This is a genomic window from Pseudomonas sp. B6001 (genome assembly GCF_013386015.1).
Lineage (GTDB): Bacteria > Pseudomonadota > Gammaproteobacteria > Pseudomonadales > Pseudomonadaceae > Aquipseudomonas.
In genome coordinates this window covers 464,307-486,249 of sequence record NZ_JACAOX010000017.1, presented here as the reverse complement: position 1 = coordinate 486,249, position 21,943 = coordinate 464,307, and the positions used below count along the sequence as shown (strand labels likewise).

Genomic DNA, 21,943 nt, shown 5'->3' with positions numbered 1-21,943 from the left:
CCAGCCCCAGACAATCAGGCATCTACCGCACGCAGGCATTGGTAGACATCAACGGCCCGCGCGGCGCATGGCCTGGCACGGGTTTCGCCCGCTTAATTCATCAGTCACTGACGCTAGGTTCACCATGGCTCAATACGTCTTCACCATGCATCGGCTGGGAAAAGTTGTTCCGCCGAAGCGGGAAATCCTGAAAAACATTTCTCTGTCCTTCTTCCCGGGCGCCAAGATCGGCGTGCTCGGACTCAACGGTTCGGGTAAATCCACCCTGTTGAAAATCATGGCCGGCGTCGACACCGAGTTCGACGGCGAAGCCCGCCCGATGCCCGACCTGAACATCGGCTACCTGCCACAGGAACCTATCCTGGACCCGACCAAGACCGTGCGTGAAGTGGTCGAGGAAGCGGTCAGCGTGATCAAGAACGCCCAGGCCCGCCTGGACGAGGTCTACGCGGCCTACGCTGAAGAAGACGCCGACTTCGACAAACTGGCGGCAGAACAGGCCAAGCTCGAAGCCATCCTGCAAGCCGCCGACGGTCACAACCTGGACCGCCAACTGGAAGTCGCCGCCGACGCGCTGCGCCTGCCGGCGTGGGACGCCAAGGTTGAACACCTGTCCGGTGGTGAAAAGCGTCGTGTGGCCCTGTGCCGCCTGCTGCTGTCGGCCCCCGACATGCTGCTGCTCGACGAACCGACCAACCACCTGGACGCCGATTCCGTCGCCTGGCTGGAGCATTTCCTGCACGACTTCCCGGGCACCGTGGTTGCGATCACGCACGACCGGTACTTCCTGGACAACGTTGCTGGCTGGATCCTCGAGCTCGACCGTGGCGCCGGTATCCCTTACGAGGGCAACTACTCCGGTTGGCTGGAAGCCAAGTCCGACCGTCTGGCCGCCGAATCCAAGCAACAGTCGGCCCATGAAAAGGCCATGAAAGACGAGCTGGAATGGGTGCGTAAAGGCGCCAAGGCGCGTCAGTCGAAATCCAAGGCCCGTCTGGCGCGTTTCGAAGAGATGCAGTCCCAGGAATTCCAGAAGCGTTCCGAGACCAACGAAATCTACATCCCGGCCGGTCCGCGCCTGGGTGACAAGGTCATCGAGTTCAAGAACGTCTGCAAGGGCTACGGCGACCGCGTGTTGATCGACAACCTGTCGTTCTCCATGCCAAAAGGCGCCATCGTTGGCGTGATCGGCGGTAACGGTGCGGGTAAATCCACACTGTTCCGCATGCTGATGGGCAAGGAGCAACCGGACTCGGGCACCATCGAAGTCGGCGAAACCGTGCAACTGGCTTGCGTTGACCAGAGCCGCGACGACCTCGACGGCAGCAAGACGGTGTTCCAGCAGATTTCCGACGGTTCCGACCAGATCCGCATCGGCAACTACGAAATCCCGTCGCGCACCTACGTGGGTCGCTTCAACTTCAAGGGCGGCGACCAGCAGAAGTTCGTCAAGGACCTGTCCGGTGGTGAGCGCGGTCGCTTGCACCTGGCCCTGACCCTGAAAGAAGGCGGCAACGTATTGCTGCTCGACGAACCGTCAAACGACCTCGACGTTGAAACCCTGCGTTCCCTGGAAGAAGCCCTGCTGGACTTCCCGGGCGCCGCCATTGTGATCTCTCACGATCGGTGGTTCCTTGACCGCGTGGCCACTCACATCCTGGCGTACGAAGACGACTCCCAGGCGGTGTTCTTCGAAGGCAACTACACCGAATACGAAGCCGATCGCAAGAAACGCCTCGGCGAAGCTGCTGCCCAGCCGCATCGTGTACGGCACAAGAAGCTGGCCTGATCCGGGTTGGTGGTTTGAACAAGCGGAGCCTTCGGGTTCCGCTTTTTTTTGCGTGTTTTCAGGTGGACCGCGTCGTCTGCATCGCAGGCAAGCCAGCTCCCACAGTTGACCGCATTGTCATGGATGTACTGGATCAAATGTAGGAGCTGGCTTGCCTGCGATAGCGGATTAACTGTTGGTGCAAAGCCTGGATTGAAATCCTCATTAAGGTGCAAAAAACGCCTGTATTTATATCTAATGCACCATTTAAATTCACAAAGGCGACATTTTGCCCTGTCGCGGTGCGACATGAATTGATAAAGTCCGGGACAAATCTCCTTTAACGACAATAAATTTGCCGAGACTTTTCATGATCGAATCCGTTGAATCCTTCCTTGCCCGCCTCAAGAAACGCGACCCCGACCAGCCGGAATTCCACCAGGCCGTGGAAGAAGTCCTGCGCAGTTTGTGGCCGTTTCTTGAAGCCAATCCCCACTACCTGAACTCGGGCATCCTGGAGCGCATCTGCGAGCCGGAGCGTGCGATTGTGTTCCGGGTGTCGTGGGAAGATGACCAAGGCAAAGTACGGGTCAACCGCGGGTTCCGGATCCAGATGAACAGCGCCATCGGCCCCTACAAAGGCGGCCTGCGCTTCCACCCGTCGGTGAACCTGGGCGTGCTGAAATTTCTCGCCTTCGAACAAACCTTCAAGAACTCCCTGACCTCGCTGCCCATGGGCGGCGGCAAGGGCGGCTCGGACTTCGATCCCAAGGGCAAGAGCGACGCCGAGGTGATGCGTTTCTGCCAGGCGTTCATGAGCGAGCTGTATCGCCATATCGGCTCGGACGTGGACGTGCCCGCCGGTGATATTGGCGTGGGCGCCCGGGAGATCGGCTTCCTGTTCGGCCAGTACAAGCGCCTGAGCAACCAGTTCACCTCGGTGCTGACCGGCAAGGGCATGAGCTACGGCGGCAGCCTGATTCGCCCGGAGGCCACCGGTTTTGGCTGCGTGTACTTCGCTGAAGAAATGCTCAAGCGCAACGGCGAGCGGGTCGAAGGCAAGCGCGTGGCCATCTCCGGCTCCGGCAACGTCGCCCAGTACGCGGCGCGCAAGGTCATGGACCTGGGCGGCAAGGTGATTTCCTTGTCCGACTCCGAAGGCACTCTGTACTGCGAAAGCGGTTTGACCGAAGAACAATGGTCGGCATTGCTTGAACTGAAAAACGTACAGCGCGGGCGCATCAGCGAGCTGGCATCGCGTTTCGGCCTGGAATTCCGCGCCGGCAAAGCACCATGGGAACTGGCCTGCGACATCGCGTTGCCCTGCGCCACCCAGAATGAACTGGACGCCGAAGCGGCGCGCACCCTGTTGCGCAATGGCTGCGTCTGCGTGGCCGAAGGCGCCAACATGCCGACCACTCTGGAGGCGGTGGATATCTTTATCGAGGCCGGCATCCTGTTCGCGCCAGGCAAGGCGTCCAATGCCGGCGGGGTGGCGGTGAGCGGGCTGGAGATGTCGCAGAACGCCATGCGCCTGCTGTGGACCGCCGGTGAAGTGGACAGCAAGCTGCACAACATCATGCAGTCGATCCACCATGCGTGCGTGCACTACGGCGAAGAGAACGGCCGGGTCAACTACGTGAAGGGCGCCAACATTGCAGGCTTCGTGAAGGTTGCGGATGCAATGCTGGCCCAGGGCATCGTTTAACCCTCGGGTTCGATGCGCAGGATTTCGATCAACTGATCACCGACGGGGCGCTTCCACAGCACCTCGTCGCCCACCTGTGCACCCAGCAGCGCGCGGCCCAGTGGCGAACCCCAGTTGATCAGGCCCACCGTGGCGTCGGCCTGGTCTTCGCCCACTAACTGAATGCGCTGCTCTTCGTCCTGTTCGTTGGCAAAGGTCACCCAGCTGCCGATTTGCACCTTGTCGGTGGAGGTTGCCGGCGCCACCACCTGTGCGCTTTGCAGGCGCTGGTTGAAGTAACGCAAATCCCGCTCAAGGTCGGCCTGGCGCTGTTTATCGGCCTGCTCGCCCTTGGCGGATTCTTCGCTGTGCTCATGCTGCAACTGCGCGACCCTGGCCTGCAATTGTGCAAGTCCGCGGGCAGTGAGGTGATTGGGTTGCGCGCTGACCTGGCGTTCCACCGGTTGGCTGGCCTGGGCAGCGGCGCTGTCTTCGTTGACGAAAGCTCGACTCATGACGTTCTCCTGCTATGGAGTTTGGGCCATGGTCGCAGGGGTTAAGTTTCGCTGGATGTCTGGAAGCGACCTATTGCGAGCGAAAGGCCCTGGCAGCGTCGCGGTCTTTTTCCTGTTGCCAGGCGCGTTCGCGGTCGTCCCAGTGGCGATTCTTGTAGTCGTTCAGGTCTTCGTTCTCGCGCATGGCCTTGCATTGGCGAAAGCCATCATCCCAGCCTTCGGCGTAGGTGCGGTCTTTCAGGTAGCGCGGGACGTTCTTGCGAAATTCCCCGGTGATCACCCCGGCAGCCTGGCGGCCGCTGCTGCAACCGTCGTCATAGCCATCGGCGAAGGCGGGTGGATAGCCCTTGGCCAGCAAATCCTCATGGGTTGATTGGCAACCCGACAGCAGGGCCAACAGGCCCAGCACTACAGCGTACCGCCACATCGCTTGCTCCCTGGCCGTTGAACGGCTGATGGGGGAAGTGTAGGAGTGGATTCGTTCGGGGTATGTGAAACGGATGTGAGAAATCCGTGTGACGCTGCGGCTTCGGGCGATCACGCGCGCCCTGTGGCGAGGGAGCTTGCTCCCGCTGGGGCGCGAAGCGGCCCCTGTTCAGGGTATTGAGATATTCCAGAGAGGGTGAGGTGTCTGGTTTTGGGGCTGCTGCGCAGCCCAGCGGGAGCAAGCTCCTTATGGACTAATTAGAGATCGTTCCCACGCTCTGCGTGGGCATGCCGCTCTGGACGCTCTGCGTCCGCTTTTAAAGGTCGTGACGCAGAGCGTCACAGGATGCATTCCCACGCGGAGCGTGGGAACGATCTACGGCTCAGGGATTAATAGTGATACCACTTCACTTCCAGCATCACTTCGTTCACCGGTGTCGCGAGGTGGCTGTATTCCCGCTGCGCACTCAGTCTCAGCCCCAGGTTGCGCGACAATTCCCACTGTTGATTCAGGCTGATACTGCGCCGCACCTCGCCATTGGTGAAGAAGTCACCCTTGGCTTCCAGGCTCAGGTTGCCCAGCGGGTTGCGCCACAACACACCTGTATTGAACCCGGCAGCCGGGGAGATGGCTTCACCGAAGTCGCTGTTGTGCTCCACGCGCACCGTGCCAAGGGCGAAGCCAAGCATGTCGTCGCGCAGTTGCCAGGTGCCGCCCGCGCCACCGTTGACGTGGCTGACGAGTGTCTCGTCGTCATGCTTGCCCGGTACGCGCTCCAGGCCGCCGGTGACTTGCCACGACCAGGGCTGCAGCAGCTCGTTGCGTGGGGTCAGTGAGCGGATGGTTGCCAGATCCAGTTGCTGCAATTGCCAGTGGTTGCCTTCGTACTGGCGCAGTTTCATTTGCAGGATTTCAATCTGTGCGCCCAAGGGGAAGCCTTCGGCGTTGTCGTTCAGGTCGTGGTAGGCCATGCGCAGGCCGTATTCGCCGAAAGCCTTGTCGCCCCGGGTGCCGATGCCGGCTTGCCAGGTGCGGGATTCGTGGCCGTCTTCGGGCAGGCCGGGGCGTTCGATCTTCAGGTCCGGCGCCGGGTTCTGGTTGATCGCCCTCAGCAGTTCGAAGCTGCGCTGGGAACGTTCGGTGTCGCGCTCCAGGCCGTTGGCGCGGTAGCGGCCAAGGCGGTAGGCGGCGTCGATGATCAGGGCCTGGCGGTCTTTGGCGATGGCCTTGAACGCCGGGTCCTGCAGTTGTTTCTGGTCGTCGCTGATCTTCAGCACCCATTGCTGCTCGTCGCTGTCCAGCGGCTTGGCGCGTTCCAGCAGCTCCCGTTCACGGGAAGGGCGGTAATCGATTTTCTCCACCAGGCCGGCTTCTTTCACGGCTTTTACCGTGTCGGTAGGGATCGCGGTCAGCGGGAATTGTTCGGTTAACCGCAGGCTTGGGCGGGCCACTTGCAGCAGTTCCAGCAGGCGATAGGAGCAGTTTTCGTCGAAGAAGAAATAGTCGAATTGGATCTGCTTGAGTTCCCACACGTGCTCGACCATGCGCTCGGTCTCGACCTGGGTCAGGTTCAGGCGGTATTCCCACAGGTCGCGGTTCTCCAGGCTACGGTATTCCGAGAGTTTTTCCTGGTAGGGCACCAGCGCGAACAGGCCCGGGTAGCCGCCCATCAGGCCCTTCCAGGCGTAGAGGATGCTGTTGTCCGAGCCTTCGATATAGGCGCCAAAGTTGATCGCGTAGCTGAGCAGGGCGGTGTTGTTGCTCTGCACGTCAGCCTGGTCGATGCGCAGCAGGGTATGGCCGAACATTGATGATGGGCTGTTGAGGTAGGCCGCCGGGAAGATCATCACCGCGCTGTGGGGGGCGACGTCCTTGAACCATTGCTTGAACTCCTTGCAGTCCAGCGCCGGCAAGTCGCTCAGGTGCAACTGGTCCTTGAGCCAGCGTGTACGTGCCGGGTAAACGCATTGGGCGTGCTTTTCGCCGAGGCTGGCCGGGGCATACAGCGCCTCGACAGTGGCCTTCAGCTCCTGGTCCGGATGGTGGGCGCCATCGGGAGCGAGGAAGAATTTCTTGTCGCTGACATAGCTGCGCCAGCCTTTGAACTTACCGGATTCGTAGTGCCCCAGCGAAAGCCAGAACGGGTCGTTGGCCAGCTGCTGCAAACGTTGATCATCAAGGTGCGGCGCCGCATAAAGCGGGGCGCAGGCGAAGAGTGCCAGGTAGGCAAGGCGTTTGAGCATGTGGGCAACTTAAGTCGAGATAAAAAGACCCAAAGGGGAGGCAGGTCCAAAAATAATAAAACCCGTGCCTCGAAAGGCACGGGCGGGTCGAGCTTAAGCCTGGGTAGCGTATTTCGCCAGACGGGTGTCGCTTTTCAGTACAGCCAGGGTGTTGTTGTGCACGTCATCAGCGGTTACGTCAGCCTTGCTGAAGATTTGCTGGAAGTGCTCGTGAGTCACAGCGGCAAAGTGCTCGCGATCTTCAGGAGCAACGCCCAGTACTACAGCGTAGGTAGTCAGCGCTTCGCCGTTACCCTTGGCCATGTCTTCGGACAGCTCGTTCATCATGCCATTCATGGCAATCCACGATTTGCCACCGTAGGTCAGTGCGCTGTTGGTGCTGCAGCCGTTGGTGCCCGAGGTCATGCCGAACGTGGCGTTACCCGAGGTACCGTTGGTGGTGGAGGCCAGGAAGTGAGCCGGAGTGCCGCGTTGGCCTTCGAACAACATGTTGCCCCAACCGCAGTTCGGGCCACCTGGCGCTTCTGCCATTGCATTGAGGGAGACGACGGTGAAGAGAGTACCGAGAAGGATCCGTTTCATAGCTTTGTTCTCTTTGTGTGCAAACCAATGGACAAGGGTTCAGGTGCCTGACAGCACCCTAGGGGTCGGTTATTAGTCCAACCCGCAGCAGGTTGGAGTTTAGGCATGATCCAAGGGTTCCGTGACTTTTTATGAAACAAGCCGGAAACACTCGGTTTTTTTACAGCCCCGAACACGGGTCTATGCTTTCCCCAAGCCGTCCTTGCCAGCCGGCCCAACCCGGCGCCAGAATGCCGTCATCTGCCCCGCCTGATGTAAGGAAGCCCGATGCCTGATCCTGTTGCTGCCAGCTTGCGTCTAGCGCCCGAAGCGCTGACTCGTCCTTTTTCCGCTGAACAGTTCAGCTTCTCGACCACCAATGATTTGGAGCCCTTTCGCGGTGTGCTTGGCCAGGAACGTGCGGTCGAAGCCTTGCAGTTTGGTGTGGCCATGCCACGCCCCGGTTACAACGTATTTGTGATGGGCGAGCCCGGTACCGGGCGCTTTTCGTTCGTCAAACGCTACCTCAAGGCCGAAGGCAAGCGCCTGCAGACCCCGGCCGACTGGGTCTACGTCAATAATTTCGATGAGCCTCGCGAACCCCGCGCGCTGGAACTGCCTGCGGGCGGTGCTGCCGCGTTCATCTCCGATATCAACGGCCTGATCGACAACCTGGTCGCGACCTTCCCGGCGGTGTTTGAACACCCGACGTATCAACAGCGCAAAAGCGCCATCGACCGTGCCTTCAACCAGCGTTACGACCGTGCCCTGGACGTCATCGAGCGCCTGGCCCTGGAAAAAGACGTGGCGCTGTACCGTGACAGCACCAACATTGCGTTTACCCCGATGCTCGACGGCAAGGCCCTGGACGAGGCCGAGTTCTCGCAGTTGCCCGAAGCCGACCGCGAGCGTTTCCACACCGATATTTCCGAACTGGAAGAACGCCTCAACGAAGAACTCGCCAGCCTGCCCCAGTGGAAGCGCGAGTCCAATAACCAGATGCGCCAGTTCAACGAAGAAACCATCACGCTGGCCTTGCAGCCACTGCTGGCGCCGTTGTCCGAAAAATATGCGGAGAACGCGGCCGTCTGCGGCTACTTGCAGGCGATGCAGGTCTACCTGCTGAAAACCGTGGTCGAGCAACTGGTGGACGATGCGAAAACCGACGCCCAGGCCCGCAAGTTGCTGGAAGAACAGTACTGCCCGAGCCTGGTGGTGGGGCATCCGATCAACGGTGGCGCGCCGGTGGTCTTCGAGCCGCATCCGACCTACGACAACCTGTTCGGCCGTATTGAATACAGCACCGACCAGGGCGCGCTCTACACCACCTATCGCCAATTGCGTCCGGGTGCGCTGCACCGTGCCAACGGTGGTTTCCTGATCCTTGAAGCCGAGAAGATGCTCAGCGAGCCGTTTGTATGGGACGCCCTCAAGCGTGCCTTGCAATCGCGCAAGCTGAAGATGGAATCACCGCTGGGCGAACTGGGCCGCCTGGCCACGGTGACCCTCAACCCGCAAGTGATCCCGTTGCAGCTCAAGGTGATCATCATCGGCTCCCGCCAGTTGTACTACGCGTTGCAGGACGCGGATCCGGACTTCCAGGAGATGTTCCGGGTACTGGTGGATTTTGACGAAGACATCCCGATGGTGGATGAAAGCCTGGAGCAGTTCGCCCAGTTGCTGAAAACCCGCACCTCGGAAGAAGGCATGGCGCCGTTGACCTCCGATGCGGTGGCGCGGCTGGCGACCTACAGCGCGCGGTTGGCGGAGAACCAGGGCCGCTTGTCGGCGCGTATCGGTGATTTGTTCCAGCTGGTCAGCGAGGCGGACTTCATTCGTCACCTGGCCGGTGATGAGCGCACCGACTCCGGGCACATCGAGCGCGCACTCAAGGCCAAGGCCACGCGCACCGGGCGGGTGTCGGCGCGGATTCTCGACGACATGCTCGCCGGGGTGATCCTGATCGACACCGCCGGCGCGGCGGTGGGCAAGTGCAACGGGCTGACGGTGCTGGAGGTGGGTGACTCGGCGTTTGGTGTGCCGGCGCGGATTTCTGCCACGGTGTACCCGGGCGGCAGCGGCATCGTCGATATCGAGCGTGAAGTTAACCTCGGCCAGCCGATTCACTCCAAGGGCGTGATGATCCTCACCGGTTACCTGGGCAGCCGTTATGCCCAGGAATTCCCGTTGGCGATATCGGCGAGTATCGCCCTTGAGCAGTCCTACGGCTATGTCGACGGCGACAGCGCGTCCCTGGGCGAAGCCTGCACCTTGATCTCGGCCCTGTCGAAGACGCCGCTCAAGCAGTGCTTTGCCATCACCGGCTCGATCAACCAGTTTGGTGAGGTGCAGGCGGTCGGCGGGGTCAACGAGAAGATCGAAGGTTTCTTCCGTCTTTGCGAGGCCCGCGGGCTGACCGGCGAGCAGGGGGCGATCATTCCCCAGGCCAACGTCGCGACACTGATGCTCGATGAGAAGGTGTTGCAGGCCGTGCGGCAGGGGCAATTCCACGTCTATGCGGTGCGTCAGGCCGACGAGGCCTTGAGCCTGCTGGTGGGTGAGCCTGCGGGTTCGCCCGACGAGGAGGGGCAATTCCCCGAAGGCAGCGTCAATGCGCGGGTGGTGGAGCGTCTGCGGGCGATCGCCGAGATGATCAGTGAAGATGACCTGAAGGAAGCCGAGAAGGAGTTGGCGCAGGAAGCACTGGCTGAGACCAAGCCGGTGTAATCAATGCCGAAGGGGCCTGGTTCCAGGTCCCTTCGGCATATTTTTGACGCCGTCGTGACGGCAGTCATCCGTTGGTCCCCCAGCCTTGGTTTGTACCGGGTTTCTTCTATTCTCAGCTCAAGGGATAGCCACAGGAGTCGCTGGATAGAAACAGTCTTGCCCTGCGAGGCTGAATACCGGATCTACCGAGGGTCGCCGCCATGTCGCGCAACCTCTGCCTCACCCGCCAGTGCCTGGGCCTGGTCACCCGTATCGAATGTTCCATTCGCCCTCTCGCGGGGGATACCGGGATGTGGACCTTGTTGTTTGCCGCCGGAATGACCGGCGAACAACCCTCCACCATCAAGTCCCAAGGCCCGTTCCACGGACCTTTCGTGGCACAAACCATCCTCGATTCGATTGTTGAAAGCCTGACCCTGCACGGGTACGAGCTGGCTGACGACCCGCAGATCTGGTGCCTGCACCTGCAGGCGCACTTGCGACAACTCAACGGTGGGCGGCAGACGGTGCTAAGCGATATCCGCTGACCGCACTCCCCCCGTAGCAGCTGGCGCTCGACAGCTGCTACGGGGGAGGGGCTATGGCTTGGGGGCAGGGGCCGCCTCGGGTTTGTCCAGCTTGACCTCGAACCCATACTGCACCGTGTCCAGGCCGGTGCGCTGGTAGGTTTCCAATGTCGTCGGCTGGCCGTAGAAGTAATGCACGTCGAACAGCGCCGTGCCGTATTCCTCGGCGCGGTGGCTGACGCCGAGAATTTCCTTCAGGTAGTTGCCGCTGGCGTCCTTGGCATAGAACCGCCAGCTGTCAGAGGGGAACAGCTTCTGGTCGACAATCAGCGCGTTGTCCTTCAGCTCCAGGCCCTTGGGCAGTTGCCCGGCAGTGAGGCTGCCTTTCTCGATGGTCGCCAGGAACAGCGGCATCGATCCGACGGCAAACCCCGGGTTTTCAGGAAACAGGTTCAAGTCATAGGTGATGGTGCCGCGCCCCGGGTCGACCTCGTAGGCTTCGGCGGGCAGTTCGATCGGCTCGCCAAGCTTGCCTTCGTCGTTGGCGGTGAGGAACGTCACCGGGGCATCGCCGCCGCCGCGGTCCTCGCCCAGCAGGTCGTCGTTGAAGGTGTAGGGGTGATCGAACTCAACGTGCGCCGCACTGGCGTCATCCACCGACTGGTTGATGGTGACGCTTTTCTTCAGTTGGTCTTCGGACAGGGTGGCGTCCTTGAGCCAATCCGCAGCCTGGTCGTCATACACCGTGACGGGCATCGGCAACGGCTGTACGGTTTTTTCCAGGCTGTTCTTGTCGAAGCGCCGTACGGGCAGGTCCAGGTCCTTGCGGGTCACCGTGGCCTGGGAAAAGTCGAGCACGCTGACTTGCACATTGTCGATCAGGCCATTGAAGTACACCTTGGTGTAATGGCTATTCTGCTTGAGCTCGAAGGCTTTCTGCTCGTCTTCCAGCTGTTTCTCGAAGGCGTCGGACCAGGCCTTCTGCTTCTGCATTTCGGCCAGTTGCTTCTCGTAGAACGCCAGTTGCGCGGCGTTTTCGTTGATCGAGCCCGAGCGCGAGAGAAATTGCCCGGTGGTGTCACGAGCCTGCACCAGCAACGGGTTCGGCGATTCGTCCGCGACTTCCGGCGCCAGCGGGGCGCTGTTGGTCAGTTCGATCTCGGCGTAGTTCTTTTCCAGGGCCAGCAGGGTGACGGTGACGTTTTCTTCGGTGCGCTTGCGGCCCACGTCCTTTTTCGACAAGTCGAAGGTGAAGACTTTACGCGGGGCAATCACTTCCACCTTGCCCTTGAGGGTGACGGGCTGCGGCTGGCTTTTGTTCTCCGTCTCGACGCCTTCGACGAACGGGTAGGTCACCGTCAGGTCATCGGGGTTGGTCAGGTTGGAACTGGTGGGGCTCAACTGGATGCCCGGATCGGTTTCCGACCATTCCGGCTGGAACGGGATGACCTTGTTGTTACTCAGGGTCACCGACTGCCATTCCAGGCCGTGAGGGAAGGGGAACTGGTCGGGCACGTTGAAGTTGAACGGGAAGATCGGCTGCAGGTCCGTCAGGTAGTCCGAATGGGACGCCTTGCGCAGGACAAACAGGCCATTGATGTAGGTATCGACCAGGGCCTGCGGTGTAGGGTAATGCTTGAGCAGCGCCAGGGCGTCTTCGCTGTACTCGGCCTCGATGGGCTTGGTGGCGAGCTTGGCCCGTGCCCGTTCCAGCAACAGCAGCGAGCCTCCAAGCTCGGACACGGCGTCCTTGAGCTTGGGGTCCTGGATGGCGTCCAGGGATTGTTCGAACTTGGCGGTTTTCTCTTCGAGACTGGCTTGCTTGTGTTCATCGCTTGGGGAACAACCGCTGCCCATCAGCAACGCCGCACACAGGCCAAGGCTGGCCAAAGGGGATCGCACATCCATTATCTGAGTTTTCCTGTCCGACATCATCGAGCCGAGTTGATGAGCTCGACACTAGCAGAAAAATTCCTTAACAGATGCCGTACAGATCAGTTTTCTCGACGGTTTCTGGGGTTTGGGTGCGGCTGGTATACTCGCCGCCATTTTTAGCCAAGCTGTGTGAGATTCAATGGAACGCTTTATCGAAAATGCAATGTATGCCTCACGCTGGCTGTTGGCGCCGATCTATTTCGGGCTGTCCCTGGGGCTGCTGGCGCTGGGCCTGAAGTTCTTCCAGGAAGTGTTTCATGTGATTCCCATCGTGTTCACCATGAGCGAGTCGGATGTGATCCTGGTGCTGCTGTCGTTGATCGACATGGCCCTGGTGGGCGGCCTGCTGGTGATGGTGATGATCAGCGGCTACGAGAACTTCGTCTCCCAGCTGGACATCGACGAAAGCAAGGAGAAGCTCAACTGGCTGGGGACCATGGACTCCTCGTCGCTGAAGATGAAGGTCGCGGCGTCCATCGTGGCGATTTCGTCGATCCATCTGCTGCGGGTCTTCATGGACGCCAAGAACGTCGATCCCGAGCACCTGAAATGGTACGTGATCATTCACATGACCTTCGTGGTGTCGGCGTTTGCCATGGGCTACCTGGACAAGGTTACCAAGCATTAATCAGCCCCTGGCGCTCTCCTGCGCGGGGCTCATCAAGGGTGTGGCTTGTGTGCTAGTCTGCTCGCCCTTTTAGTTTGGACGGCACCTGTGTCGTCCTACAGCGGAGCCTTTCCATGTCCGAAGTTAATCTGTCCACCGACGAAACCCGCGTGAGCTACGGCATTGGCCGTCAGTTGGGCGACCAGCTGCGCGACAACCCGCCACCGGGCGTGAGCCTGGACGCGATCCTGGCTGGCCTGACCGACGCTTTTGCCGGCAAGCCTAGCCGTGTGGACCAGGAGCAAATGGCCGCCAGCTTCAAGGTCATCCGCGAAATCATGCAAGCCGAAGCCGCTGCAAAGGCTGAAGCTGCTGCTGGCGAAGGCCTGGCTTTCCTGGCTGAAAACGCCAAGCGTGACGGCATCACCACCCTGGCTTCCGGCCTGCAATTTGAAGTGCTGACTGCAGGTAGCGGCGCCAAGCCGACCCGTGAAGACCAGGTGCGTACGCACTACCACGGCACCCTGATCGACGGCACTGTGTTCGACAGCTCCTACGAGCGCGGCCAGCCTGCGGAATTCCCGGTTGGCGGCGTGATCGCCGGCTGGACCGAAGCCCTGCAACTGATGAATGCCGGCAGCAAATGGCGCCTGTACGTGCCGAGCGAACTGGCTTACGGCGCTCAAGGCGTTGGCAGCATCCCGCCGCACAGCGTTCTGGTGTTTGACGTCGAGCTGCTCGACGTTCTGTAAGACCTTACCTGCAGGAGCGAGCCTGCTCGCTCCTGCAGTGTTTTGCGCGGTTGCTCATGGATGAAACTTGCCATTGAGATCCGTCACCGGGCGCAACGCTCGGGCATAGCAGAACAGAAACAGATTTCTCACCACTTCCTTCAGCACCCCGGGCTCACTGGAACTCAGGCCATTGACGTCCAGGTCGCCCTGATCCTGCAGTTCGCTTAACGCCTCTTCTTCCAGCACCGCGCAGACTTCCCCGGTTTCCCGATGGAGGATTCGCAGGTAAGGGTGTGGACGGTCCAGCCAGGCATCGATCAAATAAGTCATGGGAAGTATCTCCTTGATGGGTTTCAATGAGAATAATTCTTATTCGTAGAATAGCAAGTCCCTATTGGCCATTTCCGGACTTTTCTGTGTGGATATTGTTTTTGATCAAAAGGCCTGGCCTTTTGCCGCCAGTGCGGAGCTGACGCTGGGAGGGTGAAGCGCCATCCCGTGCAGGGCACGGGATGGAGGCAGCATATTCAGACCTTGCGGACGAACTCGGACTTGAGTTTCATCGGGCCGATACCGTCGATCTTGCAGTCGATATCGTGGTCGCCATCGCACAGGCGGATGTTCTTGACCTTGGTGCCGACCTTGACCACCAGGGACGTGCCCTTGACCTTGAGGTCCTTGATCACGGTGATGGTGTCGCCGTCCTGCAGGACGTTGCCCACAGAGTCTTTCTTCACAGATTCATCGCTGGCCGCCTCGGCTTCGCCGCCGACGGCCCACTCATGGGCGCATTCCGGGCAAATCAGCTGGGCGCCATCTTCGTAGGTGTATTCGGAATTGCATTTCGGGCAGGGTGGCAACGTGCTCACTAAAGCTCCTTTGGTTTCAGGATGGCTAAAAAGCGCACATTGTATAGGGTTTTAGCCGGGCAGGGGGCAGCAACGCCAGAGAACGCTGTGGGAGCTGTCTTGCCTGCGATGCAGGCACCTCGGTTTGTCTGTTACACCGCAGTGATGCAATCGCAGGCAAGCCAGCTCCTGCATGGAGCAGAGCAGAATCAGTGAGTACGGGCGACCGCGAACTCACTCAGCTCAACCAGGGCGTCCCGGTATTCGCTGGCTGGAAGGGCTTCCAGGCATTGGATCGCGCGAGCCACGTAGTCACGGGCCAGTTGCGCCGTGTATTCGAGGGAACCCGAGGCTTCCACGGCTTCGCGGATGCTTTCCAGGTCTTCGATCCCGCCTTTCTGGATCGCCTTGCGCACCAGGGCGGCCTGTTCCGGCGTGCCTTCGCGCATGGTGTAGATCAGTGGCAAGGTCGGCTTGCCCTCGGCCAGGTCGTCACCGACGTTCTTGCCCAGGGTTTCGGCGTCGCCGCGATAGTCCAGCAGGTCGTCCACGAGCTGGAAGGCCACGCCCAGGTGATCGCCGAACGTGCGCAGGGCTTCGCTCTGCTCGGGCGTCGCTTCGCACAGGGCGGCGGCGCTATGGGTCGAGGCTTCGAAGAGCATCGCGGTTTTGCCGCGAATCACTTCCATGTAGGTTTCTTCGGTGGTGCTGGCGTCGCGAACCTTCGACAGCTGCAACACTTCGCCTTCGGCGATGATGCGCGTGGCCTGTGAAAGAATCTTCATCACCGGCATCGAGCCCAGCTCGACCATCATTTCGAACGAGCGCGAGTACAGGAAGTCGCCCACCAGCACGCTCGGCGCATTGCCCCACATCGCGTTGGCCGTCTCGCGACCACGGCGCATGCCGGACATGTCGACCACGTCGTCGTGCAGCAGGGTGGCGGTGTGCAGGAACTCGATGGTCGCGGCCAGCAGGCGCAGGTCATCGCCTTCGCGGCCCAGGGCCTTGCCACACAGCAACACTAATAAAGGACGCAGGCGTTTACCGCCGGCCGACGTAATGTAGTCGCCAATTTTGGAGACCAGCGGCACTTTAGAAGTCAGCTGCTTCTTGATGATGCCGTCGACGGCGCTAAAATCGTCCGCCACCGCGCGGTAGAAAGCTTGGGGTTGCATCAGCGACAGTCGCTCCAGAAGGGTTGCGCGGCATGCTAGGACCCGCGTCCCGTAGTGTCAAGGCGCGATAGACGGCTACTTGCAACACCTCCATAGCTTGCGTACAATCGCGCACCCTGAACTTCCTGGGCAGCACCTGCCTTACGCAATTGCATTCGGGACGTCCATCCCATGCAGCCATGCCAGCCAATACCTCTTCTTATAAAGCGCTGGGTGAGCAGGATTATCGGAGAAATACCATGTCGTACGCAGTAATTGTTACTGGTGGCAAGCAATACAAGGTCGCCCCAGGTGAATACCTGAAGATCGAGAAGCTGGAAATCGCTACTGGCGAATCCGTTACTTTTGATCGCGTTCTGTTGGTCGCCAATGGCGATGACGTGAACATCGGCGCTCCAGTTGTTGCAGGCGCTACCGTTGTGGCTGAAGTGATCTCCCAAGGTCGTCACGATAAAGTCCGCATCATCAAGTTCCGTCGTCGTAAGCACCACATGAAGCGTATGGGCCACCGCCAGTGGTACACCGAGATCAAAATCACCGGTATTCAGGCTTAATTTCAGCCTAATTCCTCACTAGGAGAATTGACTCATGGCACACAAAAAAGCTGGTGGTAGTACCCGTAACGGTCGCGACTCAGAAGCCAAACGCCTTGGCGTGAAGATGTATGGCGGCCAGGTTATCATTCCGGGCAACATCATCGTGCGTCAGCGCGGCACCCAATTCCACGCCGGTTACGGTGTTGGCATGGGTAAAGATCACACTCTGTTCGCTAAAATCGACGGCGTGATCAAGTTTGAAGTAAAAGGCGCTTTCAACCGCCGTTACGTGAGCATTGTCCCGAAGACTGAAGTCGTCGCGGCATAATTACGTAGTTGCTGGAAAAGCCCTGTCTCGCGACGGGGCTTTTTCGTTTGTGGGGTGAGTCTCTTGCAAAGCTGTTTGTGATGGGCGAAAGCAGTGGATTTGCGGTCGTTGCTTGAGGTCGCTGCGCTCATTTTTGCAAGAGTCTTATGTCTTGGTTTCTTAAGCTCGTCCGTGTGGCGAGAGGCGTTTTGTTATGAAGTTCGTTGATGAAGTTTCGATCCGAGTAAAAGCTGGCGACGGCGGTAACGGTTGCATGAGTTTCCGTCGGGAAAAATTCATCGAAAACGGTGGTCCTAACGGTGGTGATGGTGGTGATGGCGGCTCGGTCTACATGATCGCCGACGAAAACCTCAACACCCTGGTGGACTACCGTTACACCCGGCACTTTGATGCCGAGCGTGGCTCCAACGGCGGCAGCACTGACTGCACCGGTAAAAAAGGCGAAGAGTTGGTGCTGCGGGTTCCGGTTGGTACCACCGTGATCGACTCCGCAACCCAGGAAGTCATTGGTGACCTGACCAAAGCCGGTCAGCGCCTGCTGGTGGCTCATGGCGGCTGGCACGGTCTGGGCAACACCCGTTTCAAGTCCAGTACCAACCGTGCGCCACGCCAGACCACGCCGGGCAAGCCAGGCGAGCAGCGTGACCTGAAGCTGGAAATGAAGGTGCTGGCTGACGTGGGCCTGCTGGGTCTGCCGAACGCCGGCAAAAGTACGTTCATTCGCTCGGTGTCTGCTGCCAAGCCGAAAGTCGCCGATTACCCGTTCACTACCCTGGTGCCGAACCTGGGTGTGGTCAGCGTCGACCGCTGGAAAAGCTTCGTGGTTGCGGACATTCCGGGCCTGATCGAAGGCGCTTCCGACGGCGCAGGCCTGGGGATCCGTTTCCTCAAGCACTTGTCCCGCACCCGTTTGCTGCTGCACCTCGTCGACATGGCGCCGCTGGATGACACCAGTGCACCGGACGCTGCTGAAGTGATCGTCAGCGAGCTGACCAAGTTCAGCCCGTCCCTGGCTGAGCGTGATCGCTGGTTGGTGCTGAACAAGTGCGACCAGATCCTCGAGGAAGAGCACGAAGAGCGCGTCAAGGAGATCGTTGATCGCCTGGAATGGACCGGTCCGGTCTACGTGATCTCGGCCATTGCCAAAGAAGGCACTGAGCGCCTGACTCGCGACATCATGCGTTACCTCGAAGACCGTGCCGATCGCCTGGCCGCCGACCCTGTCTACAAGGCCGAGCTGGCTGAACTGGATCAGCGCATCGAAGACGAGGCTCGTGCCCAGTTGCAGGCGCTGGATGATCAGCGTGCCCTGCGTCGCAGTGGCGTCAAGTCGGTCCATGATATCGGTGACGATGATTGGGACGAGGAAGACGTGGATGATGAAGATGGTCCGGAAATCATTTACGTGCGCGACTGATTCGTTGCAGTAAACTTAAGCGCCGCTCAATCGAGCGGCGTTTTGGTATCTGGAAATCGGTAGTCACGAATAACGTTATGGGCGGCGCTGGGTCGCGCGGCCCTCTATCTAAGGTTGAAGATGATGCGGAGCAAGGTGACAGGTGCGCAGCGTTGGGTCGTTAAGATCGGTAGCGCGCTGCTGACGGCGGATGGCAAGGGGCTGGATCGTGCGGCCATGAGTGTCTGGGTGGGCCAGATGGTGGCCTTGCATGAGGCCGGCGTCGAGTTGGTGTTGGTGTCGTCCGGGGCGGTTGCCGCCGGCATGAGCCGCCTCGGCTGGACCGCGCGACCCAGCGCGATGCATGAGCTGCAGGCTGCCGCCGCGATTGGTCAGATGGGCCTGGTACAGGCCTGGGAGTCCAGCTTTGCCGAGCACGGGCGCCACACGGCGCAGATTCTGCTGACCCATGACGACTTGTCCGACCGCAAGCGCTACCTGAATGCCCGCAGCACCCTGCGCGCCCTGGTTGAACTCAAGGTGATCCCGGTGATCAACGAGAATGACACCGTGGTGACCGACGAGATTCGCTTCGGTGACAACGACACCCTGGCAGCGCTGGTGGCCAACCTGGTTGAGGCTGATTTGCTGGTGATCCTCACGGATCGCGACGGCATGTTCGACGCTGACCCGCGCAATAACCCTGAGGCTCAGCTGATTTACGAAGCGCGTGCCGATGATCCGGCGCTGGATGCGGTGGCTGGCAGTGTCGGCGGTGCCCTGGGGCGTGGCGGCATGCAGACCAAGCTGCGTGCGGCACGTCTGGCGGCGCGTTCCGGCGCACATACCATCATCGTTGGCGGTCGGATTGAGCGGGTGCTGGATCGCCTCAAGGCGGGCGAGCGCATCGGTACGCTGCTGTCGCCTGAGCGTGGCATGCTGGCGGCGCGCAAGCAGTGGCTGGCGGGGCATCTTCAGACGCGCGGTACCCTGGTGTTGGATGCTGGTGCGGTTTCAGCGTTGTCCCAAGGCAACAAAAGCTTGCTGCCGGTGGGTGTAAAACTGGTCCAGGGCAGCTTCCGCCGTGGCGAAATGGTGGTGTGTGTGGCGCCGGACGGTCGTGAGATTGCCCGTGGCCTTGCCAACTACAGCGCCCTTGAGGCGCAGAAAATCATCGGGCAGTCGTCTGAGGCGATTGTCGGTCTGTTGGGTTACATGGCTGAGCCGGAGCTGGTTCACCGGGATAACCTGATTCTGGTTTAAGTAAAAAGGAAGTCTCGATGCGCGTAATGAAGGGATTGCTCGGTTTGCTGCTGGCGATGCCGTTGCTGGCGTCGGCCGAAGAGATTGGCCAGGTGTCGACGGTGTTCAAGTTTGTCGGCCCCAATGACCGGATCGTGGTCGAGGCCTTTGACGACCCGAAGGTGGATGGCGTGACCTGCTACCTGTCTCGCGCCAAGACGGGCGGGGTAAAGGGTGGGTTGGGTCTGGCGGAGGATCGCGCCGAGGCGTCGATTGCCTGTCGCCAGGTGGGCGCGATTCGCTTCAAGGGCGAGCTGAAGGATGGGGATGAGGTGTTCAAGGAGCGCACGTCCCTGGTCTTCAAGACCATGCAGGTGGTGCGTTTCCTCGACAAGAAGCGCAATACCCTGGTGTATCTGGTCTACAGCGACCGCTTGATCGAAGGCAGCCCGCAGAATGCGGTGACGGCGATTCCGATCCTGCCGTGGCCCACAGCGCAATAAATCTGAAGCAGAGCCGGCATGCCGGCTCTTTTTTTGGCTTTCCCAAATCGCAGGCAATAAAAAACCGACCCTGGGGTCGGTTTTTTAACAAGCTTATCGCTTAGGCTGCAGCAGCAAGGTTCAGAGCCTTGATGTGGCCATTCAGACGACCTTTATGGCGAGCAGCTTTGTTCTTGTGGATGATGCCTTTATCGGCCATACGGTCGATAACTGGCACAGCCAGAACGTAAGCAGCTTGAGCTTTTTCAGCGTCTTTTGCGTCAATGGCTTTAACTACATTCTTGATGTAGGTACGAACCATGGAACGCAGGCTGGCGTTGTGGCTGCGACGCTTCTCAGCCTGTTTTGCACGTTTTTTGGCGGAAGGTGTGTTGGCCACCGTCGAGCTCCTCGAAAGACTTTTTAGGAAATAGCAAACAAAATAGGCCGCGAATCATGCCGATGAGTTGAAGTCTTGTCAAGGGCGTGTGATGCGAACTGCTGAGTGGTCGATCTTAAGAGGCGGGTGATTTATTTCCGGCGCTTGACCTGTAAACTCGCGAGCTTTGGCTCTGTGCTTGTTGCAGGCGCGGAGTATCGCATATGTGGGCCGTTTGTTCGCCTGCTCTTTATCTATAGGCAAAAACTCTTTCAATGAATCTGCTCAAATCGTTGGCCGCTGTCAGCTCTATCACTATGATTTCCCGGGTTCTGGGGTTTGTGCGTGACACGCTGCTGGCACGTATTTTTGGCGCCAGCATGGCCACGGATGCCTTCTTCATTGCCTTTAAACTGCCCAACCTGCTGCGGCGGATCTTCGCCGAGGGGGCTTTTTCCCAGGCATTCGTGCCGATTCTGGCGGAGTACAAGGCCCAGCAAGGCGAGGAGGCGACCCGCACCTTCATTGCCTATGTTTCGGGTTTGCTGACGTTGGTGCTGACGCTGGTGACGATCGCCGGGATGCTCGCCGCGCCCTGGGTGATCTGGGCCACGGCCCCCGGTTTTGCCAATACACCGGAAAAATTCGCCCTGACCACTGATCTGTTGCGGGTGACCTTTCCTTATATATTGCTGATTTCCCTGTCGTCCCTGGCCGGGGCGATCCTCAATACCTGGAACCGTTTCTCGGTGCCGGCCTTCGTGCCGACCCTGCTTAACGTCAGCATGATTATTTTTGCGCTGTTCCTGACACCGTATTTCGATCCGCCTGTGATGGCCCTCGGCTGGGCGGTCCTGGCTGGTGGCCTGGCACAACTGCTGTACCAGCTGCCGCACCTGAAGAAAATCGGCATGCTCGTGCTGCCGCGTTTGAATCTCAAGGACACCGGCGTCTGGCGGGTGATGCGCAACATGCTGCCGGCCATCCTCGGGGTTTCCGTCAGCCAGATTTCCCTGATCATCAACACCGCCTTCGCCTCGCTGCTGGTCTCGGGTTCGGTGTCGTGGATGTACTACGCCGACCGTCTGATGGAATTGCCGTCCGGCGTGCTCGGCGTGGCACTCGGCACCATCCTGCTGCCAACGCTGTCGCGTACCTATGCCAGCAAAGACCGCCACGAATATTCGCGGATTCTCGACTGGGGCCTGCGCCTGTGCTTCGTGCTGGTGCTGCCGTGTGCCGTGGCCCTGGGGTTGCTCGCCGAGCCACTGACGGTCGCGCTGTTCCAGTACGGCCAGTTCACTGCGTTTGACGCCTCGATGACCCAGCGTGCGCTGATCGCCTATTCCGTTGGGCTGCTGGGCATTATCGTGATCAAGGTGCTGGCTCCCGGCTTTTATGCTCAACAAAACATCCGTACCCCGGTAAAGATCGCGATCTTCACCCTGGTGGTTACCCAACTGCTCAACCTGGCGTTCATCGGTCCGCTGAAGCATGCCGGGCTGGCGCTGGCGATCAGTGTGGGGGCCTGCATCAACGCCGGGCTGCTGTTTTATCAGCTGCGTAAACAGAAAATGTTCCAGCCTCAGGCGGGCTGGGGCTTGTTTGCGCTCAAGTTGGTGGTGGCGGTGGGGACGATGGCCGCGGTACTGCTGGGCCTGATGCACTTCATGCCGGCCTGGGAGCAGGGCCATATGCTCGAGCGCTTCATGCGCCTGGGAGCGTTGGTGGCGGCTGGTGTGCTGGTGTACTTCGGCATGTTGCTGCTGATGGGCTTCCGCTTGCGGGATTTCAATCGCAAGTCGCTGAGCTAGAGACTTTTCGTCGATAAGACGGTTGTTTTA

The 21,943-nt window shown here is 59.8% G+C and carries 21 protein-coding genes; 12 read left to right on the top strand and 9 right to left on the bottom strand.

The features are described from left to right. The first annotated feature begins 124 nt into the window (after nt 1-124). Nucleotides 125-1,789 (top strand): energy-dependent translational throttle protein EttA, encoded by a 1,665-nt coding sequence (gene ettA / locus HX821_RS19605; RefSeq protein WP_003215833.1) that lies wholly within the window; start codon nt 125-127, stop codon nt 1,787-1,789. Between the two features lie 349 nt (nt 1,790-2,138). Beyond that, a complete protein-coding gene (gene gdhA / locus HX821_RS19600) occupies nt 2,139-3,476 on the top strand; it encodes an NADP-specific glutamate dehydrogenase (protein ID WP_003215835.1) in 1,338 nt (445 codons plus the stop codon). Here the strand turns inward: gdhA and HX821_RS19595 are convergent. The 4 genes from HX821_RS19595 to HX821_RS19580 all read right to left on the bottom strand — a co-directional run bounded on the left by HX821_RS19595 (nt 3,473) and on the right by HX821_RS19580 (nt 7,222). Further along, a complete protein-coding gene (locus HX821_RS19595) occupies nt 3,473-3,970 on the bottom strand; it encodes a GreA/GreB family elongation factor (protein ID WP_177021861.1) in 498 nt (165 codons plus the stop codon). The genes gdhA and HX821_RS19595 overlap by 4 nt on opposite strands. A gap of 70 nt (nt 3,971-4,040) precedes the next feature. Further along, nucleotides 4,041-4,397, bottom strand: a complete 357-nt coding sequence (locus HX821_RS19590; protein ID WP_003215838.1) for a hypothetical protein — start codon at nt 4,395-4,397, stop codon at nt 4,041-4,043. Between the two features lie 389 nt (nt 4,398-4,786). Then, entirely contained in the window at nt 4,787-6,640 is a 1,854-nt protein-coding gene (locus HX821_RS19585) for a DUF4105 domain-containing protein (RefSeq protein WP_087695249.1), read from the bottom strand. Between the two features lie 93 nt (nt 6,641-6,733). After that, entirely contained in the window at nt 6,734-7,222 is a 489-nt protein-coding gene (locus HX821_RS19580; RefSeq protein ID WP_003215845.1) for a DUF3015 domain-containing protein, read from the bottom strand. Between the two features lie 267 nt (nt 7,223-7,489). Between HX821_RS19580 and HX821_RS19575 the strand changes: the two genes are divergently transcribed. Further along, complete coding sequence (locus HX821_RS19575) at nt 7,490-9,928, top strand: Lon protease family protein (protein WP_003215847.1); 2,439 nt, start codon at nt 7,490-7,492, stop codon at nt 9,926-9,928. Between the two features lie 200 nt (nt 9,929-10,128). After that, nucleotides 10,129-10,455 (top strand): hypothetical protein, encoded by a 327-nt coding sequence (locus HX821_RS19570; RefSeq protein ID WP_003215849.1) that lies wholly within the window; start codon nt 10,129-10,131, stop codon nt 10,453-10,455. Between the two features lie 51 nt (nt 10,456-10,506). Here HX821_RS19570 and HX821_RS19565 read toward each other — a convergent pair whose 3' ends face one another. Further along, the gene (locus tag HX821_RS19565) at nt 10,507-12,342 is read right to left on the bottom strand and encodes a hypothetical protein (protein WP_177036242.1); all 1,836 of its coding nucleotides are present in this window, start codon (nt 12,340-12,342) and stop codon (nt 10,507-10,509) included. Between the two features lie 166 nt (nt 12,343-12,508). Here HX821_RS19565 and HX821_RS19560 point away from each other — a divergent pair, with 166 nt between their 5' ends. Next, nucleotides 12,509-12,997, top strand: coding sequence for a TIGR00645 family protein (locus HX821_RS19560; protein WP_003215853.1), 489 nt, complete (start codon nt 12,509-12,511; stop codon nt 12,995-12,997). Between the two features lie 113 nt (nt 12,998-13,110). Then, nucleotides 13,111-13,728: an FKBP-type peptidyl-prolyl cis-trans isomerase gene (locus HX821_RS19555; protein ID WP_003215854.1), complete on the top strand. Its 618-nt coding sequence runs from the start codon at nt 13,111-13,113 to the stop codon at nt 13,726-13,728. Nucleotides 13,729-13,782: 54 nt separating this feature from the next. Here the strand turns inward: HX821_RS19555 and HX821_RS19550 are convergent, their stop codons facing one another. The 3 genes from HX821_RS19550 to HX821_RS19540 all read right to left on the bottom strand — a co-directional run bounded on the left by HX821_RS19550 (nt 13,783) and on the right by HX821_RS19540 (nt 15,736). After that, on the bottom strand, nt 13,783-14,040 hold the full coding sequence (locus HX821_RS19550) for a hypothetical protein (protein WP_003215856.1): 258 nt from the start codon (nt 14,038-14,040) through the stop codon (nt 13,783-13,785). Between the two features lie 197 nt (nt 14,041-14,237). Further along, nucleotides 14,238-14,579: a zinc ribbon domain-containing protein YjdM gene (locus tag HX821_RS19545; protein ID WP_003215858.1), complete on the bottom strand. Its 342-nt coding sequence runs from the start codon at nt 14,577-14,579 to the stop codon at nt 14,238-14,240. A 188-nt stretch (nt 14,580-14,767) separates the two neighbouring features. Continuing rightward, the gene (locus HX821_RS19540; protein ID WP_003215860.1) at nt 14,768-15,736 is read right to left on the bottom strand and encodes a polyprenyl synthetase family protein; all 969 of its coding nucleotides are present in this window, start codon (nt 15,734-15,736) and stop codon (nt 14,768-14,770) included. A gap of 239 nt (nt 15,737-15,975) precedes the next feature. On the opposite strand from HX821_RS19540, the gene rplU reads away from it, so the two are divergent. The 5 genes from rplU to HX821_RS19515 all read left to right on the top strand — a co-directional run bounded on the left by rplU (nt 15,976) and on the right by HX821_RS19515 (nt 19,741). Further along, nucleotides 15,976-16,290 (top strand): 50S ribosomal protein L21, encoded by a 315-nt coding sequence (gene rplU, locus HX821_RS19535; protein WP_003176051.1) that lies wholly within the window; start codon nt 15,976-15,978, stop codon nt 16,288-16,290. A 34-nt stretch (nt 16,291-16,324) separates the two neighbouring features. Beyond that, complete coding sequence (rpmA, locus tag HX821_RS19530; protein WP_003215862.1) at nt 16,325-16,600, top strand: 50S ribosomal protein L27; 276 nt, start codon at nt 16,325-16,327, stop codon at nt 16,598-16,600. 193 nt (nt 16,601-16,793) lie between these two features. Then, nucleotides 16,794-18,017, top strand: a complete 1,224-nt coding sequence (gene cgtA / locus HX821_RS19525) for an Obg family GTPase CgtA (protein ID WP_003215864.1) — start codon at nt 16,794-16,796, stop codon at nt 18,015-18,017. A gap of 123 nt (nt 18,018-18,140) precedes the next feature. Further along, nucleotides 18,141-19,259: a glutamate 5-kinase gene (gene proB / locus HX821_RS19520; protein WP_177036241.1), complete on the top strand. Its 1,119-nt coding sequence runs from the start codon at nt 18,141-18,143 to the stop codon at nt 19,257-19,259. Nucleotides 19,260-19,276: 17 nt separating this feature from the next. Continuing rightward, a complete protein-coding gene (locus HX821_RS19515; protein WP_008432835.1) occupies nt 19,277-19,741 on the top strand; it encodes a CreA family protein in 465 nt (154 codons plus the stop codon). Nucleotides 19,742-19,841: 100 nt separating this feature from the next. Here HX821_RS19515 and rpsT read toward each other — a convergent pair whose 3' ends face one another. Beyond that, entirely contained in the window at nt 19,842-20,120 is a 279-nt protein-coding gene (rpsT, locus tag HX821_RS19510) for a 30S ribosomal protein S20 (protein ID WP_003215870.1), read from the bottom strand. Nucleotides 20,121-20,374: 254 nt separating this feature from the next. Between rpsT and murJ the strand changes: the two genes are divergently transcribed. Then, entirely contained in the window at nt 20,375-21,913 is a 1,539-nt protein-coding gene (gene murJ, locus HX821_RS19505; protein ID WP_003215872.1) for a murein biosynthesis integral membrane protein MurJ, read from the top strand. The last annotated feature ends 30 nt before the right edge of the window (nt 21,914-21,943 follow it).

Excerpts from the sequence above, each read along its gene's own strand:
- ettA (WP_003215833.1), top strand. The coding sequence starts at position 125 with ATGGCTCAATACGTCTTCACCATGCATCGGCTGGGAAAAGTTGTTCCG.
- gdhA (WP_003215835.1), top strand. The coding sequence starts at position 2,139 with ATGATCGAATCCGTTGAATCCTTCCTTGCCCGCCTCAAGAAACGCGAC.
- HX821_RS19595 (WP_177021861.1), bottom strand. The coding sequence starts at position 3,970 with ATGAGTCGAGCTTTCGTCAACGAAGACAGCGCCGCTGCCCAGGCCAGC.
- HX821_RS19590 (WP_003215838.1), bottom strand. The coding sequence starts at position 4,397 with ATGTGGCGGTACGCTGTAGTGCTGGGCCTGTTGGCCCTGCTGTCGGGT.
- HX821_RS19585 (WP_087695249.1), bottom strand. The coding sequence starts at position 6,640 with ATGCTCAAACGCCTTGCCTACCTGGCACTCTTCGCCTGCGCCCCGCTT.
- HX821_RS19580 (WP_003215845.1), bottom strand. The coding sequence starts at position 7,222 with ATGAAACGGATCCTTCTCGGTACTCTCTTCACCGTCGTCTCCCTCAAT.
- HX821_RS19575 (WP_003215847.1), top strand. The coding sequence starts at position 7,490 with ATGCCTGATCCTGTTGCTGCCAGCTTGCGTCTAGCGCCCGAAGCGCTG.
- HX821_RS19570 (WP_003215849.1), top strand. The coding sequence starts at position 10,129 with ATGTCGCGCAACCTCTGCCTCACCCGCCAGTGCCTGGGCCTGGTCACC.
- HX821_RS19565 (WP_177036242.1), bottom strand. The coding sequence starts at position 12,342 with ATGGATGTGCGATCCCCTTTGGCCAGCCTTGGCCTGTGTGCGGCGTTG.
- HX821_RS19560 (WP_003215853.1), top strand. The coding sequence starts at position 12,509 with ATGGAACGCTTTATCGAAAATGCAATGTATGCCTCACGCTGGCTGTTG.
- HX821_RS19555 (WP_003215854.1), top strand. The coding sequence starts at position 13,111 with ATGTCCGAAGTTAATCTGTCCACCGACGAAACCCGCGTGAGCTACGGC.
- HX821_RS19550 (WP_003215856.1), bottom strand. The coding sequence starts at position 14,040 with ATGACTTATTTGATCGATGCCTGGCTGGACCGTCCACACCCTTACCTG.
- HX821_RS19540 (WP_003215860.1), bottom strand. The coding sequence starts at position 15,736 with ATGCAACCCCAAGCTTTCTACCGCGCGGTGGCGGACGATTTTAGCGCC.
- rplU (WP_003176051.1), top strand. The coding sequence starts at position 15,976 with ATGTCGTACGCAGTAATTGTTACTGGTGGCAAGCAATACAAGGTCGCC.
- rpmA (WP_003215862.1), top strand. The coding sequence starts at position 16,325 with ATGGCACACAAAAAAGCTGGTGGTAGTACCCGTAACGGTCGCGACTCA.
- cgtA (WP_003215864.1), top strand. The coding sequence starts at position 16,794 with ATGAAGTTCGTTGATGAAGTTTCGATCCGAGTAAAAGCTGGCGACGGC.
- proB (WP_177036241.1), top strand. The coding sequence starts at position 18,141 with ATGCGGAGCAAGGTGACAGGTGCGCAGCGTTGGGTCGTTAAGATCGGT.
- HX821_RS19515 (WP_008432835.1), top strand. The coding sequence starts at position 19,277 with ATGCGCGTAATGAAGGGATTGCTCGGTTTGCTGCTGGCGATGCCGTTG.
- murJ (WP_003215872.1), top strand. The coding sequence starts at position 20,375 with ATGAATCTGCTCAAATCGTTGGCCGCTGTCAGCTCTATCACTATGATT.